Below are 12,838 nucleotides of genomic sequence, written 5' to 3' on the forward strand. Positions count from 1 at the left end.
GAGGAGACATGCGTTCGCTCATTTTAACCATCGGTCGGCACAAGGCCTATCCGTTTGTCTGTTTTATTTTGGTGATTGGCGCATTTTTGTACACAGAACCTTTTAAAGCCCTCAATCTTCGTTATGCCATCTCATTTTTTGGCGCGATCACGGGCTTAATTTGTGTCATTTTATTTACGCGCAGAAGTCAGCTTGGTAACTATTTTGGCTTGTTGGCCACCTTTGGTGAGAGCATGGGCAATTTTTTGGGCGGTAACATTGGCGCAGGATTGCCCCATCTGTATAACTTCAGCACGCACATCTATGGCATTTTCAATTGGCGCAAACATCATGATCAAGATGATAAAGTCATCACGCGTAGCCTAACATGGATGCAAATGCTCTATGTCATCTCTGCCTTTTTTGCCATTTTTGGTTTGAGCATCTGGATCACAAAAGTGATGGGCGTGGATAATACCCTCGGGCAACTCATCGTCAATAGCATCATTTTTGGTTTAGCGGTACCTGCACAAACGCTGCTGGTGATGCGTTATGACTTTAACTGGTACCTTTGGATCATCATGAATGTGTTTGTGGTGGGGTTAAACTTTTTTGGCCCTGAGCCTAATCCTGTCATTGGTGCACAATATTGCATTTATCTGTTCAATGCAGTGTATGGTTTAATCGAATGGCGATCCTTTGCACACAAACACTAAGACAACAAAAAACCCGCAATCAGCGGGTTTTTTAATGCATTGAGGGGTTGAAATTATTCAGCCACTACGTTCACTTGGATGTCTACAACAACATCTGGGTGCAATGCTAATACAACAGCGTGTTCACCGATGCTACGGATAGAACCGTCAGCGATGCGAACTTCGCGTTTGTCTAATTTAACGCCAGCGTTGGTTACCGCTTCAGCGATGTCTTGGCTAGTCACAGCACCGAATAAACGGCCTTCTGTTCCTGCTTTAACAGACATAGTGATCACGATGCCGCTTAATTTTTCGCCGCGTTCAGTTGCATCTGCCAAAATAGCCGCTTGTTTTGCTTCTAATTCTGCACGACGCTCTTCTAATTTTTGTAAATTCGCAGGTGTTGCTTCTGTAGCTTTACCTAATGGTAATAAGTAGTTACGAGCATAACCAGATTTTACTTCAACAGTATCACCAAGTTGACCTAACTTGCCGATTTTTTCTAATAAAATAACTTGCATGATTGCTCCTTAAAATTAATGCTGATCAGTATATGGAAGCAATGCAATGTAGCGAGCGCGTTTGATCGCAGTTGCTAATTGACGCTGATAACGAGCTTGCGTTCCAGTAACACGACTTGGGATGATTTTCCCAGTTTCAGTGATATAATTTTTTAAGGTATTGATATCTTTATAATCAATTTCTTTTACGTTTTCTGCTGTGAAACGGCAGAATCTTTTACGACGAAAATAACGTGACATATTTAAATTCCTTTATTGAATGATGAGATTATTCACCCGCTTCAGCAGACTCTTCATTAGAACGGTCTTCGCGCTGAGGCTTAACTAATACAGATGGCTCAGTCACAGCTTCTTCTTTTTGAATAACCATGTGACGTAAAATCGCATCATTGAAACGGAAAATGCCTTGTAATTCTTCAAGAGCCAATTCGTTACATTCAATGTTCATTAACACATAATGAGCTTTGTGTAATTTTTGAATTGGGTAAGCCAATTGACGACGACCCCAATCTTCTAAACGGTGGATTTGGCCACCTTCGTTCGTTACAACTGAACGATAACGTTCAATCATCGCTGGTACTTGTTCGCTTTGATCTGGATGAACAAGGAATACAACTTCATAATGACGCATATTCATAATTCCTTATGGATTTATTAACAATAAAGTCTTCAGGATACCTGTAAGACAAGGAATGTATTTTGTTAAAAATACAAGCGCTGAATTATAATCAATCTTGAGACAAATTGCAAAGATTATAAAGTGCCCCGCCCATTTGCACAGGCGCTGCCTCTTTTAACTCAGGATTTAAGGCAACGCGATCATTCTTTTCAAGGAGCACAATCGCCGTCGAGCCCATGTTAAAGCGCCCCATTTCTGCACCTTTTTCTAAGGTGATGCCATTTTCATAATTTTGATATGCCAACACTTTGCCATAAGGCGGTGTGATCTCCCCTGCCCAAACGGTTTCCATGCTTGAAACATTGATCGCACCCACTAAAATGACAATCATCTTGCCATATTCCGTATCAAACACAGAGACATAACGCTCATTTTCTGCAAACAATGTGGGAATTTGTCCGGCTGTTTTCAATGACACACTGTAAAGCTTGCCCGGAATGTGAATGGTGCGCAGCAACGTGCCCGCAGCTGGCATGTGCACGCGGTGATAATCCCTTGGAGATAAATACACCGTCGCAAAGCTGCCATTTTTAAAAGTTTGTGCCAACTCAGGATCAGCAATTAAGCTTTCCACCGTAAAATCATGCCCTTTGGCACGAATGAATTGGGTATCCTCTAAGTTGCCACAGGCGGCAATTTTACCATCAGCAGGTGACACTAAAGGTGCATCTGCAATTGGGCGTGCGCCTTTTTCTAATGAACGCGTGAAAAATTCATTAAACGTTTTAAACTCTTCAGGTTTTTTCACGGCGCTCTCTTGCCAGTTGATGTCATAGAGCTTTGAGAACACTTTAATGAACAGATTTTTAAACCAAGGGGTGCGAATGCGCGTCAATTTACGCATGCACCATGAGCTCAATCGTTGTGGTAAAAAATATTGGATCGACATTTTATTGCCCCTTCTCTTTGACATACCATGCGCGCGCGGCGGTAAGCTCTGCCTCTGTATCAATGCCAACAGGTGGCACCGTGTTCATTTTTTCCACCACAATTTGATAGCCATTGGATAATGCGCGTAATTGCTCAAGTGATTCGGCTTGTTCTAAGTGAGATGGCTGTAATTTTGGATACGCTTTTAAGAAAAAAGCACGATATGCATACACGCCAATGTGGCGCTCTGGCGTTAAATCATCTGGCAATGCGCCTTCACCTTGCTCAACGCCTCTTGGATATGGAATGGGCGCACGGGAAAAATACAATGCACCATCCACATGATTGTGCACCACTTTCACCACATTCGGGTTTAAAAAGTCTTCCCAAGTGGCAATCGATGTGGCCAATGTACTCATGGCAGCATTTTCATGACAAGCCAATTTCGTGGCCACCTTTTGAATGTATTCATACGGTAAAAAGGGTTCATCCCCTTGCCAGTTCACAATGATTTCTTCATCTTGAAAACCGCAGATGTTCGCCACTTCTGCTAAGCGATCCGTTCCCGTTGGATGATCACTCGATGTCATCACAACTTCCGCTCCGATGCTGCGCATGTGATCATAAATCGTGGGATCATCTGTCGCCACAATCACTTTTTTAGCCTTCACAGACATCGCTTGGCGCCATGTGTGCTCAATCACGGGTTGCTCACCAATCAGTAACATCATTTTATTCGGCAAACGCGTGGACTTTAAACGCGCCGGAATCACAATGACAAAATCATTCATAACATCAACCTAATTAAGGACAATAAAGCGCCTATTCTAGCAGAGGTGCCTTTAAAAAAAACCCCTCACGCATCCGCCTATAATTCGCATACTATTTATACAAAAACCCTATTGACTTATTTCTAAATGCTCTATAGGCTAGAAATCATACACAATATATGGAAGTCAAGCGACCCACACAAAACGACTGTCAACATAGAAACACCCCAAAATTTCTCGTTTTGATCATTTTATAGACAAATACTTGACCTGATTCAACCATGCGCCCTGCGGGCCATAAATTAAAGTTATCCACAGGTTTATCCACAGTTTATGTGGACAATATCCCCAATTAAAAATACCCTTTCGATGACACATCGAAAGTTTCACCGAACCCATAATAAGAGATGAAATATGATGAAAAAACGCTCTGATCTTTTACCAAACAACTCTGTCATTCCTGTGGCTGTCATTGACAGCATCTCAGATGGCTTAAAACTTGCTGACATTTTAATCAAAGAGGCGTTACCCATCCTTGAAGTGACCTTTCTCTCAAAAAATGCCTCAGACATTTTAAAGGCCATCAAAGACCATTACCCTGATTTAACAGTCGCTGCGGGCACCATCATCAATCCTGAGCAAGCAAAATTGGCCTACACATCGGATGCTGACTTTTTAGTGAGCCCAGGCTGTAATCCACGCACCATTCAAACGGCGCAAGATTTAGGCGTGATGATTGTCCCCGGCGTCAATAGCCCAACGGCGATTGAAATGGCGCTCAATTATGGTGTGACGACTATGAAGTTCTTCCCTGCGGAAGCATCCGGCGGCATTGAGATGATTAAAGCGATTTTAGCGCCTTATCAAGAGATTCAGTTGATTCCAACGGGCGGCATCAATGACAGTAACTTTAGAGATTATTTAGCCATTCACCGCGTGATTGCCTGCGGCATGAGCTGGATGGTGGAAAAACGTTTGATCAATGAAGGCAATTGGACAGAGATTGCACGCCGCGTGCGTCTAGTTAAAGAGTTATTGGCTAAATCAACGGTTCAATAAAATTGTTTCACAAGCTTTAGGCATCGCAGGTTTCTGCGGTGCTTTTTTATTGCCACTCGGTTTTTTACGGCCAAGGGCAATGTCTTGCTGATCTTTGATCCAATTGTTTAAATCCGCATCACAGCCTGATGTTTTGGCAACGGGAGCTTGCGGCACACAATGGGGTTGATTTTTTGGGCATTTTAAACGCACATGAAAATGAGAATCGTGCCCAAACCAAGGGCGAATTTTATACAGCCACGAGGGATCTTTTTCTGTAGCGCACAAATGGGCTTTGATCACAGGATTGACAAAAATGCGTTCCGTTTGTGGATACAATGCCGCTTGATGCAATAAATCACGATAATAAGGCTGCCAATTGACCACTTGCCCAGTTTTGGCATTGACCACAGAAGGGGTGTCTAAGGACTCTTTTTCATTCGGTTTTAAGCCTGCTACACCAACGCGCTCAAACCAAATGTCCACATCAAGTCCAATTTGATGACTTGCATGACCATACGGCATGCGACCGCCATGGGCTTGTGACATGTCGCCTAAAATCACCGTGGTTTGTTGTGTTTTGGCAAACTGCCCTAAATGTTCAATCAAAGACAATAAAGCGGCATCGCCATAATTGCGCGCGCGACTTGGGCGCACTTGCTCATAACCGATGCCGCGAATGGGAATGGTGACGCCACCGGCAAAGCAGCCGTTGGCGTAACTGCCGTGAATGACGGTGTCATTGGCATATCCTTGCCCCCATAATGAGAGCGACAATAAACCCACCGCCATCCACGCTTTCATTATACGAGCGCCTTAATCCAATCTTCGCGCTCACCTTCTAAGAAATCCACCATTGGAATTTCAATCAAAGTGTATGCGCCTTTCTCTTGACGCATGGCAGCACGACCACTTGAAACCATCACTTGTGCCGTCAATGCAGGATTGTCGATGGACATTTTGAACATAAAGTTCTGATTGCCAGATGTCCCTGATGCACCTTTACGCGTCAATTCCACGCCGTGACCCACATCTTTTAACAAATTCACATCATCCACAAATTTAACATGTGTTTCATCATGAATGAAATAAGGATCCGTTTTGATAAGATTTTCAACGATTTCAGGGGTTGCACCTTCTGATAATTCCACATAAACCATGCGGCGATGTACGCCTGCGCCCGTTGGCATGGTCATGGATAAGGCATCTTTCACGCCTTCAATGGCTTTGACTGCAACCGTGTGCCCCATGCTCATGCCTGGACCAAAGTTGGTGTATGTCATGCCATTTGGCGCCATTGCCATCAACATGGCACGCACGATGGAATCTGTACCAGGATCCCAGCCAGAAGAAACGATGGCCACAGCATTATTTGCACGCGCCACTTCATTCAGTTCATTGCGCACGTCTAAAATGCTCGAATGAATGTCATAGCTATCGACCGTATGAATGCCTTTGGCTAAATAGGCTTTCGCTTGTGTTGGCACTTGGCGCGTTGGAATGGCTAAAAATGCCACATCAATCTTCTCACTGAACTGATCCACAGATGTTTTCACCACAACATTTGGGTATTGGGCAATTGGCTCACCGCTACGGCGAATGGCGCCCACTAAATTAAAATCTTTCGTTTGTAATAAGACATCGATAACTTTTAAACCCACGTTACCGGAACCTACAACAATAGCATTAATTTTTTTCATCTATGTTTACTCCTGATGGAAGATTAATGAGAATCCACAATCAATTGCTTCATCATCTCAATGTGCAGAGCTTCTGTATTGAGGCATGGAATGAACTGATAATATTCACCCCCTTTCTCCATAAAGTAGTCTCTGTTTTCAACGCCCATTTCTTCAATGGTTTCTAGGCAGTCCGCACTGAAGCCTGGGCAAAACACGGCAACTCTTTTCACGCCTTGAGCCGGCAAACTTGGCAAATATTCAAAGGAATAGGGCTTTAACCATTCCACATTACCAAATTTTGATTGAAACACCGTGGTGATTTTTAAGTCAGGACGATTCAACGCCTTTTCAATGAGTTTTGTGGTGGCCATACATTGATCATAATAGGGATCACCTTTCTCATAGGTTGATTTTGGCATACCGTGATAGGATAACACAAGCTCATCAATCGCTGTATCGCCTAAGCCTTCCTCAATTTTTGCGCGGCACGCATCGATGTACACAGGATGATCATAATAATCGCTGAGCATCTGAATTTCTGGGAAATAACGGCGCGCTTTTAAGGTATCGGCAACCGCATCAAACACAGTGGCCGTTGTCGCCGCACAATACTGCGGATAAAGCGGCAAAATGATGATTTTATCGACTTTTTTAGCAATCAATTGATCTAAGCCCTGCTCGATCGATGGCTCACCATAACGCATCGCCACGACAACGTCATAATTCTCTGGTAAGACTTTTTCAAGGGCTGTGGCTTGATCTTGTGTGATGTATAAAAGCGGTGAACCCCGATCCGTCCAAACGGTGGCATATTTTTCTGCCGAATCCTTTGGGCGCGTGGTCAAAATAAAACCGTTTAAAATGAAGAACCAAATAAATTTAGGCACTTCAATCACGCGCGGATCACTTAAAAATTCGCGCAAATATGGACGAACATCTTTTGCTGTCGGTGATTTCGGTGTGCCAAGATTCACCAGCAAAACACCTATTTTACGGCCTTCCATGTCTTGGTTCCTATCTAATCAATAAAGTGCACCATTATGCATGAATTCTGCTGAATGTGAAACATTCTCACCCACAATCGCAGTTAATTTTCTCTATTGCGCCCATAAAAAAAGCCATCTTGCGATGGCTTTAATTTTGATGTGATGAAAGCGGACGATTAAGCTTCTTCTTTTTTCACTTCAGGTAATTTCACTTCAATGGATAATTCTTTCAATTGCTTAGGATTGGCAACTGAAGGTGCATCAGTCATCAAGCAAGAAGCTGTTTGTGTTTTCGGGAATGCAATCACTTCACGGATGGATTTTGCGTGCGTCATGAGCATGATCAAACGATCTAAGCCAAACGCTAAACCTGCATGTGGTGGCGCACCATATTTTAATGCATCTAATAAGAAGGAGAATTTCTCTTCGGCTTCTTCTTTAGAAATTCCCAATAAATCAAATACTTGATATTGTACTTCAGGTTGATAAATACGCACAGAACCACCGCCTAACTCAGTGCCGTTCAACACCATGTCATACGCTTTGGCCACAGCATTTTCAGGATCATTTTTCAATGATTCAATGCCATCTTTTGGCGTGGTGAATGGATGGTGAACCGCCACATAGCGTTTTTCATCTTCATCGTATTCAAACATTGGGAAATCAATCACCCACATTGGTGCCCATTCACAGGTCATCAAGTTCAAATCTTCACCCAATTTAATGCGAAGTGCACCGATGGCATCGTTCACCACTTTTGCTTTATCTGCACCAAAGAAAATGATGTCATTGTCTTTTGCATCCGTTGCTTTTAACAATGCCTCAATCGTTGCATCATCTAAGAATTTAGTGATTGGGGATTGCAAACCTTCACGGCCTTCAGCCACATTGTTCACTTTGATGTATGCTAAACCACGTGCGCCATAACGACCCACATATTTCGTCAATTCATCGATGTCTTTACGAGACAATTTATCCGCTGAATTTGGAATGTTTAATGCAACCACGCGGCCTTTTGCCATGTTTGCTGCATCTTTAAACACTTTAAATTCTGTTGATTTCATGATTTCTGTCACATCAATGAATTCTAACGGAATGCGTAAATCTGGTTTATCTGAACCATATTTGTACATGGCATCGGCATATGTCATCACTGGGAATGCTTCTGCTAACTCAACATTGATGGCTTTTTTGAACACTTTACGAATCATATCTTCTGCCATCGCCATGATGTCTTTTTCTTCTAAGAAAGAAGTTTCGATATCGATTTGCGTAAATTCAGGCTGACGATCGGCACGTAAATCTTCATCGCGGAAACAACGCACGATTTGATAGTAACGGTCAAAACCACTCATCATTAAAATTTGTTTAAAGAGCTGAGGGCTTTGTGGCAAGGCAAAGAATTCACCTGGATATGTGCGTGATGGCACTAAATAGTCACGTGCGCCTTCTGGTGTGGCTTTGGTTAAAAATGGCGTTTCGATGTCTAAAAAGCCCGCATCATCTAAGTAATCACGCACTGCACGCGTCACTTTAGAGCGGAGCATCAAGTTGTATTGCATTTTTTTACCGCGCAAATCTAAATAGCGGTATTTCAAGCGCACTTCTTCAGAAGTGTTTTCATCATCGACTTGGAAAGGTAACGCATCGGCTTTGTTTAAAATGGTCAAAGCTGTGGCGATCACTTCAATTTTACCGGACACCAATTTGTCATTGAACATGTCTTCAGGGCGCATGCGCACTTTACCCACCACTTGAATCACAAATTCATTACGAATGCGTTCTGCTTCTTTAAACTGATCCGCTGGGGTTACTTCTGGATCGATCACGATTTGAACAATCCCTTCACGATCACGTAAATCGATGAAAATAACACCACCATGGTCACGGCGGCGATGAACCCAGCCGGTCAACGTGACTGTTTGATCTAATAGAGCTTCTGAAACTAAGCCCGCATAATGAGAACGCATCATAATTAAGTTTACCTTTAAACGTTTTGAATTAAATTAATGTTTGTGAGAACAGCTAGAACCACACTGATGAGCAGAGCTGCCGGAATCTTGACTGGCCAAATTCTTTTGGTTGCTAGATTTAAAATCCGTTTCATACCAGCCTGAACCTTTCAAACGAAAGTTTGGCGCTGTCACTTGTTTCGCTAAACGGGGCGCCTTGCACTCTGGGCATTCAGTCAATGGATCTGCAGAAATTTTCTGTAATGCTTCAAACTCGTGACCACAATTGTCACATTTATATTGATAAATTGGCATGTTTTCCTCAAACAAACTCACAACATAACAAAATCCGATAATTATACTGAATTTTTTTACTTCTTTCAGTGAAATTATCAGACTCAAACGAACGAATACACGTTATACCATAAAAAAATCCCTTCGTAAGAAGGGACTTGATTTTAGTGAATTTTAAATTTGTTGCGGCTATCGTTCACCTGTTCTCTTAAGAGCTTACCAGGCTTAAAGTGAGTGGCGTATTTACCGCTCAACTCAACGGCATCCCCAGTCTTAGGGTTGCGGCCAATTTTTGGCTCACGATAACGCAAAGAAAAACTACCAAAGCCACGGATTTCAATGCGGTTGTTTGAAACCAATGTGTCGCTCATGTGCTCTAAAATGAGTTTCACACCTTTTTCAATTTCCGCCGCTGGAATACGTGGGTATTTAGCGCTTAGTTTTTCAATTAATTCAGACTTAGTCATTCCTATAAACCTCTTTATACACACTGACAGTACTATTCTAGTACACAATTCTTCTAAAATCCCCTCATGATTCAGTGATTGGGCACCACTTAATCTGAAATAAGGCATAACTTTATCATAAAGTTACTCTTTAATTCAAACCAATCATTTTCAATCACTCAATCGCACTACCAATGCGTCCCACATCAGTAAAAAAAGCCATTACATTTCGTAATGGCTTTTATTCATTCACCTAAATTGCTTTAGATTACTGTTGTTTCATTTGCTCTTTCAACAAATCACCTAAAGTACCGCCCACTGAGCTCTTGCTTGAAGAGTAATCAGCGATTGCACGTGCATCTTCAGCTTGATCTTTTGCTTTCACAGATAAAACGATTGTGCGGTTTTTCTTATCAACGTTTACGAATTTAGCTTCCACTTTATCGCCAACATTGTATACGTTACGAACGTCTTCGATTTTCTCGTTAGAAACGTCAGCAGCGCGTAAAGAACCTTCAACGCCTTCGCCTAAATCAATCGTTGCAGCTTTAGCATCTACTGCAATGACAGTACCTGTTACGATGCTGCCTTTGTCGTGATCTGCTAAGAAGTTAGAGAATGGGTCTTGGTCTAATTGTTTGATGCCTAAAGAGATACGCTCACGTTCTGCATCTACAGCCAATACAACCGCTTCCACTTCGTCGCCACGCTTGAAGTTACGAACAGCTTCTTCGCCAGATTCGTTCCAAGAGATGTCAGACAAGTGAACCAAACCATCAATACCGCCATCTAAACCGATGAAGATACCGAAATCAGTGATGGATTTGATTTGACCTTTCACACGATCATTTTTGCTGTATTTGTCAGCAAATTCGATCCATGGGTTAGGTGTCACTTGTTTCATACCTAAAGAGATACGACGACGTTCTTCGTCGATTTCTAAAATCACAACTTCAACTTCTTCGCCGATTGTTACAACTTTAGCCGGGTTAACGTTTTTGTTTGTCCAATCCATTTCTGAAACGTGAACCAAACCTTCGATACCATCTTCGATTTCAACGAAACAACCGTAATCAGTAATGTTGCTCACTGCACCTTTTGCTTTCGCGCCAGCAGGGAAACGTACTGATAATTCGTGCCATGGATCGTTACCTAATTGTTTCAAGCCTAAAGAAACACGGTTACGTTCGCGGTCGAATTTCAACAATACAACTTCGATTTCTTGACCGATTTCAACGATTTCAGAAGGATGACGAACACGTTTCCAAGCCATATCTGTGATGTGTAACAAACCATCGATACCGCCTAAATCTAAGAACGCACCGTAATCAGTTAAGTTCTTAACAACGCCTTTGATCTTATCGCCTTCTTTCAAGTTCGCTAATAACTCTTCGCGTTCTGCTGAGTATTCTTTCTCAACCACTGCTTTACGAGATACAACGATGTTGTTGCGCTTAGGATCTAATTTAATTAATTTAAGTTCTAATTCTTTGCCTTCTAAGTAAGAAGCATCGCGAACTGGGCGAACATCTACTAAAGAACCTGGTAAGAATGCTTTGATCTCACCGATGTCAACAGTAAAGCCACCTTTAACTTTGCCAGAAATAACACCTTTGATGATTTCGTCAGCTTCAAGAGATTTTTCAAGGCGAGCCCAAATTTCTGCTTTCTTAGCTTTTTCACGAGATAAGCGAGTTTCACCCATACCATCGTCAACAGACTCAAGAATAACGTCAACTTTATCGCCAACTTGTACTTCTAAATCACCATTTTCGTTTTGGAATTGTTCAGCAGGGATACGGCCTTCACTTTTAAGACCCGCATCAACGATTACGAATTCTTTACTAATCGCAACAACGGTAACTTCAATGATAGAACCAACTTCTGGTTTTTCTTGAATGGATTGTTCAAATAACTCAGCAAAACTTAGCATAATAATATGTACTCTGTAGATGATCGCTCTAAATATCTTTCAAATCTAAAAATATTCAAATTGACCGGTTAAAATTTAAAAAATAAAACAGGTAATAATTCCTTATCACCACCCGACTGATGCTAGCCCACCAATTGACGATCTTTTGCCAACTGCCAAACCTGACCAAACACTTCTTCTTGCGTGCAATCTGAAGTGTCAATGATCACAGCATCCTGAGCAGGCACAAGTGGAGAGGCTGATCGGTTTTGATCACGTTCATCTCGCGCTTTAATCTCGCTCAAAATCTGCGCAATATTAACAGATTCATTCACGCTGATCAACTGTTTATATCGACGATCGGCGCGAACTTCAGCCGTGGCTGTCAAAAATATTTTAAGGGGCGCTTCTTTGAAAACCACTGTGCCCATGTCGCGCCCATCAGCAATGAGCCCTGGCATGACGGCGCAATCCCTTTGATAATGAAACAGCGCATCACGCACTTTAAGATGCTTAGCAATGATGGATGCACTGCTGCCCGTCGTTTCCATGCGTAAGCGCTCTGTGACATTCTCATCATTCACAAAGATCTCAACGCCCTTGTCCGTTGGGTTTGCGCGCATGGAAAATTGATCTTTCATGGCCACTAAAGCCGCTTCATCGTCTAAATCAATCTGATGATCCATCGCAAAAATGGCATATGCCCGATAAATGGCGCCAGAGTCTAATAAGTGCCAACCCAATTTTTTTGAAAGTGTTAATGCGAGCGTACCTTTACCAACGCCGCCTGGACCATCGATGGTGATGATGGGAACTGTCATGCTTGTCCTTTGTATCTTGTCGATCATAATTGATAAGCGCCGCCCATGCGAATGCTGCCATACATCTGCGGACCACTGCCGCTGCCACCGATGACATTGACATCACTTTTTGGCGCAACGCCATTTGATGCACAGCCCGATGCTAAAATTGCAGTCATCACAACGGCTAAAGTGAGTAACCATTTTTTCATGT

The 12,838-nt window shown here is 42.5% G+C and carries 16 protein-coding genes; 2 read left to right on the plus strand and 14 right to left on the minus strand.

The window, feature by feature from the left end; all coding sequences use genetic code 11:
* Positions 1-8: 8 nt before the first annotated feature.
* A complete protein-coding gene (gene pnuC / locus B143_RS0103175) occupies positions 9-695 on the plus strand; it encodes a nicotinamide riboside transporter PnuC (protein WP_018122175.1) in 687 nt (228 codons plus the stop codon).
* 53 nt (positions 696-748) lie between these two features.
* On the opposite strand, the gene rplI is transcribed toward pnuC, so the two are convergent.
* The 5 genes from rplI to kdsB form a co-directional block, all read right to left on the minus strand.
* Positions 749-1,195, minus strand: a complete 447-nt coding sequence (gene rplI, locus B143_RS0103180; protein ID WP_008314578.1) for a 50S ribosomal protein L9 — start codon at positions 1,193-1,195, stop codon at positions 749-751.
* A 15-nt stretch (positions 1,196-1,210) separates the two neighbouring features.
* Complete coding sequence (rpsR, locus tag B143_RS0103185) at positions 1,211-1,435, minus strand: 30S ribosomal protein S18 (RefSeq protein ID WP_008314575.1); 225 nt, start codon at positions 1,433-1,435, stop codon at positions 1,211-1,213.
* A gap of 28 nt (positions 1,436-1,463) precedes the next feature.
* Positions 1,464-1,826 carry a 30S ribosomal protein S6 gene (rpsF, locus tag B143_RS0103190; protein ID WP_008314572.1) on the minus strand — a complete coding sequence of 121 codons (363 nt, stop codon included), beginning with the start codon at positions 1,824-1,826 and terminating at the stop codon, positions 1,464-1,466.
* Between the two features lie 97 nt (positions 1,827-1,923).
* The gene (asd, locus tag B143_RS0103195; RefSeq protein ID WP_018122176.1) at positions 1,924-2,763 is read right to left on the minus strand and encodes an archaetidylserine decarboxylase; all 840 of its coding nucleotides are present in this window, start codon (positions 2,761-2,763) and stop codon (positions 1,924-1,926) included.
* A gap of 1 nt (position 2,764) precedes the next feature.
* Positions 2,765-3,535: a 3-deoxy-manno-octulosonate cytidylyltransferase gene (gene kdsB / locus B143_RS0103200; RefSeq protein WP_018122177.1), complete on the minus strand. Its 771-nt coding sequence runs from the start codon at positions 3,533-3,535 to the stop codon at positions 2,765-2,767.
* A 393-nt stretch (positions 3,536-3,928) separates the two neighbouring features.
* On the opposite strand from kdsB, the gene eda reads away from it, so the two are divergent.
* Positions 3,929-4,573 (plus strand): bifunctional 4-hydroxy-2-oxoglutarate aldolase/2-dehydro-3-deoxy-phosphogluconate aldolase, encoded by a 645-nt coding sequence (gene eda / locus B143_RS0103205; protein ID WP_018122178.1) that lies wholly within the window; start codon positions 3,929-3,931, stop codon positions 4,571-4,573.
* Here eda and B143_RS0103210 read toward each other — a convergent pair.
* The 9 genes from B143_RS0103210 to B143_RS09970 all read right to left on the minus strand — a co-directional run bounded on the left by B143_RS0103210 (position 4,559) and on the right by B143_RS09970 (position 12,836).
* Positions 4,559-5,356, minus strand: a complete 798-nt coding sequence (locus B143_RS0103210; protein WP_018122179.1) for a penicillin-insensitive murein endopeptidase — start codon at positions 5,354-5,356, stop codon at positions 4,559-4,561. The genes eda and B143_RS0103210 overlap by 15 nt on opposite strands.
* On the minus strand, positions 5,356-6,252 hold the full coding sequence (locus B143_RS0103215) for a diaminopimelate dehydrogenase (protein WP_018122180.1): 897 nt from the start codon (positions 6,250-6,252) through the stop codon (positions 5,356-5,358). The genes B143_RS0103210 and B143_RS0103215 overlap by 1 nt, the downstream gene beginning before the upstream one ends.
* Positions 6,253-6,275: 23 nt before the next feature.
* Positions 6,276-7,238, minus strand: coding sequence for a ferrochelatase (gene hemH / locus B143_RS0103220; RefSeq protein ID WP_018122181.1), 963 nt, complete (start codon positions 7,236-7,238; stop codon positions 6,276-6,278).
* A gap of 158 nt (positions 7,239-7,396) precedes the next feature.
* Entirely contained in the window at positions 7,397-9,193 is a 1,797-nt protein-coding gene (aspS, locus tag B143_RS0103225; protein WP_018122182.1) for an aspartate--tRNA ligase, read from the minus strand.
* Between the two features lie 33 nt (positions 9,194-9,226).
* On the minus strand, positions 9,227-9,487 hold the full coding sequence (locus B143_RS0103230) for an FmdB family zinc ribbon protein (RefSeq protein ID WP_008314554.1): 261 nt from the start codon (positions 9,485-9,487) through the stop codon (positions 9,227-9,229).
* Positions 9,488-9,630: 143 nt separating this feature from the next.
* Complete coding sequence (ihfB, locus tag B143_RS0103235) at positions 9,631-9,933, minus strand: integration host factor subunit beta (RefSeq protein WP_008314552.1); 303 nt, start codon at positions 9,931-9,933, stop codon at positions 9,631-9,633.
* Between the two features lie 247 nt (positions 9,934-10,180).
* On the minus strand, positions 10,181-11,848 hold the full coding sequence (rpsA, locus tag B143_RS0103240) for a 30S ribosomal protein S1 (protein ID WP_169328682.1): 1,668 nt from the start codon (positions 11,846-11,848) through the stop codon (positions 10,181-10,183).
* Between the two features lie 119 nt (positions 11,849-11,967).
* Positions 11,968-12,645 (minus strand): (d)CMP kinase, encoded by a 678-nt coding sequence (gene cmk / locus B143_RS0103245; protein WP_018122183.1) that lies wholly within the window; start codon positions 12,643-12,645, stop codon positions 11,968-11,970.
* A 23-nt stretch (positions 12,646-12,668) separates the two neighbouring features.
* Complete coding sequence (locus B143_RS09970) at positions 12,669-12,836, minus strand: hypothetical protein (RefSeq protein WP_008314548.1); 168 nt, start codon at positions 12,834-12,836, stop codon at positions 12,669-12,671.
* Positions 12,837-12,838 lie beyond the last annotated feature (2 nt).

The sequence above is a fragment of the Wohlfahrtiimonas chitiniclastica DSM 18708 genome (assembly GCF_000375345.1).
Classification (GTDB): Bacteria; Pseudomonadota; Gammaproteobacteria; order Cardiobacteriales; family Wohlfahrtiimonadaceae; genus Wohlfahrtiimonas; species Wohlfahrtiimonas chitiniclastica.

What these genes read in the sequence shown, in the direction of transcription:
- pnuC (WP_018122175.1), top strand. Translation starts at nt 9, where the DNA reads ATGCGTTCGCTCATTTTAACCATCGGTCGGCACAAGGCCTATCCGTTT.
- rplI (WP_008314578.1), bottom strand. Translation starts at nt 1,195, where the DNA reads ATGCAAGTTATTTTATTAGAAAAAATCGGCAAGTTAGGTCAACTTGGT.
- rpsR (WP_008314575.1), bottom strand. Translation starts at nt 1,435, where the DNA reads ATGTCACGTTATTTTCGTCGTAAAAGATTCTGCCGTTTCACAGCAGAA.
- rpsF (WP_008314572.1), bottom strand. Translation starts at nt 1,826, where the DNA reads ATGCGTCATTATGAAGTTGTATTCCTTGTTCATCCAGATCAAAGCGAA.
- asd (WP_018122176.1), bottom strand. Translation starts at nt 2,763, where the DNA reads ATGTCGATCCAATATTTTTTACCACAACGATTGAGCTCATGGTGCATG.
- kdsB (WP_018122177.1), bottom strand. Translation starts at nt 3,535, where the DNA reads ATGAATGATTTTGTCATTGTGATTCCGGCGCGTTTAAAGTCCACGCGT.
- eda (WP_018122178.1), top strand. Translation starts at nt 3,929, where the DNA reads ATGATGAAAAAACGCTCTGATCTTTTACCAAACAACTCTGTCATTCCT.
- B143_RS0103210 (WP_018122179.1), bottom strand. Translation starts at nt 5,356, where the DNA reads ATGAAAGCGTGGATGGCGGTGGGTTTATTGTCGCTCTCATTATGGGGG.
- B143_RS0103215 (WP_018122180.1), bottom strand. Translation starts at nt 6,252, where the DNA reads ATGAAAAAAATTAATGCTATTGTTGTAGGTTCCGGTAACGTGGGTTTA.
- hemH (WP_018122181.1), bottom strand. Translation starts at nt 7,238, where the DNA reads ATGGAAGGCCGTAAAATAGGTGTTTTGCTGGTGAATCTTGGCACACCG.
- aspS (WP_018122182.1), bottom strand. Translation starts at nt 9,193, where the DNA reads ATGATGCGTTCTCATTATGCGGGCTTAGTTTCAGAAGCTCTATTAGAT.
- B143_RS0103230 (WP_008314554.1), bottom strand. Translation starts at nt 9,487, where the DNA reads ATGCCAATTTATCAATATAAATGTGACAATTGTGGTCACGAGTTTGAA.
- ihfB (WP_008314552.1), bottom strand. Translation starts at nt 9,933, where the DNA reads ATGACTAAGTCTGAATTAATTGAAAAACTAAGCGCTAAATACCCACGT.
- cmk (WP_018122183.1), bottom strand. Translation starts at nt 12,645, where the DNA reads ATGACAGTTCCCATCATCACCATCGATGGTCCAGGCGGCGTTGGTAAA.
- B143_RS09970 (WP_008314548.1), bottom strand. Translation starts at nt 12,836, where the DNA reads ATGAAAAAATGGTTACTCACTTTAGCCGTTGTGATGACTGCAATTTTA.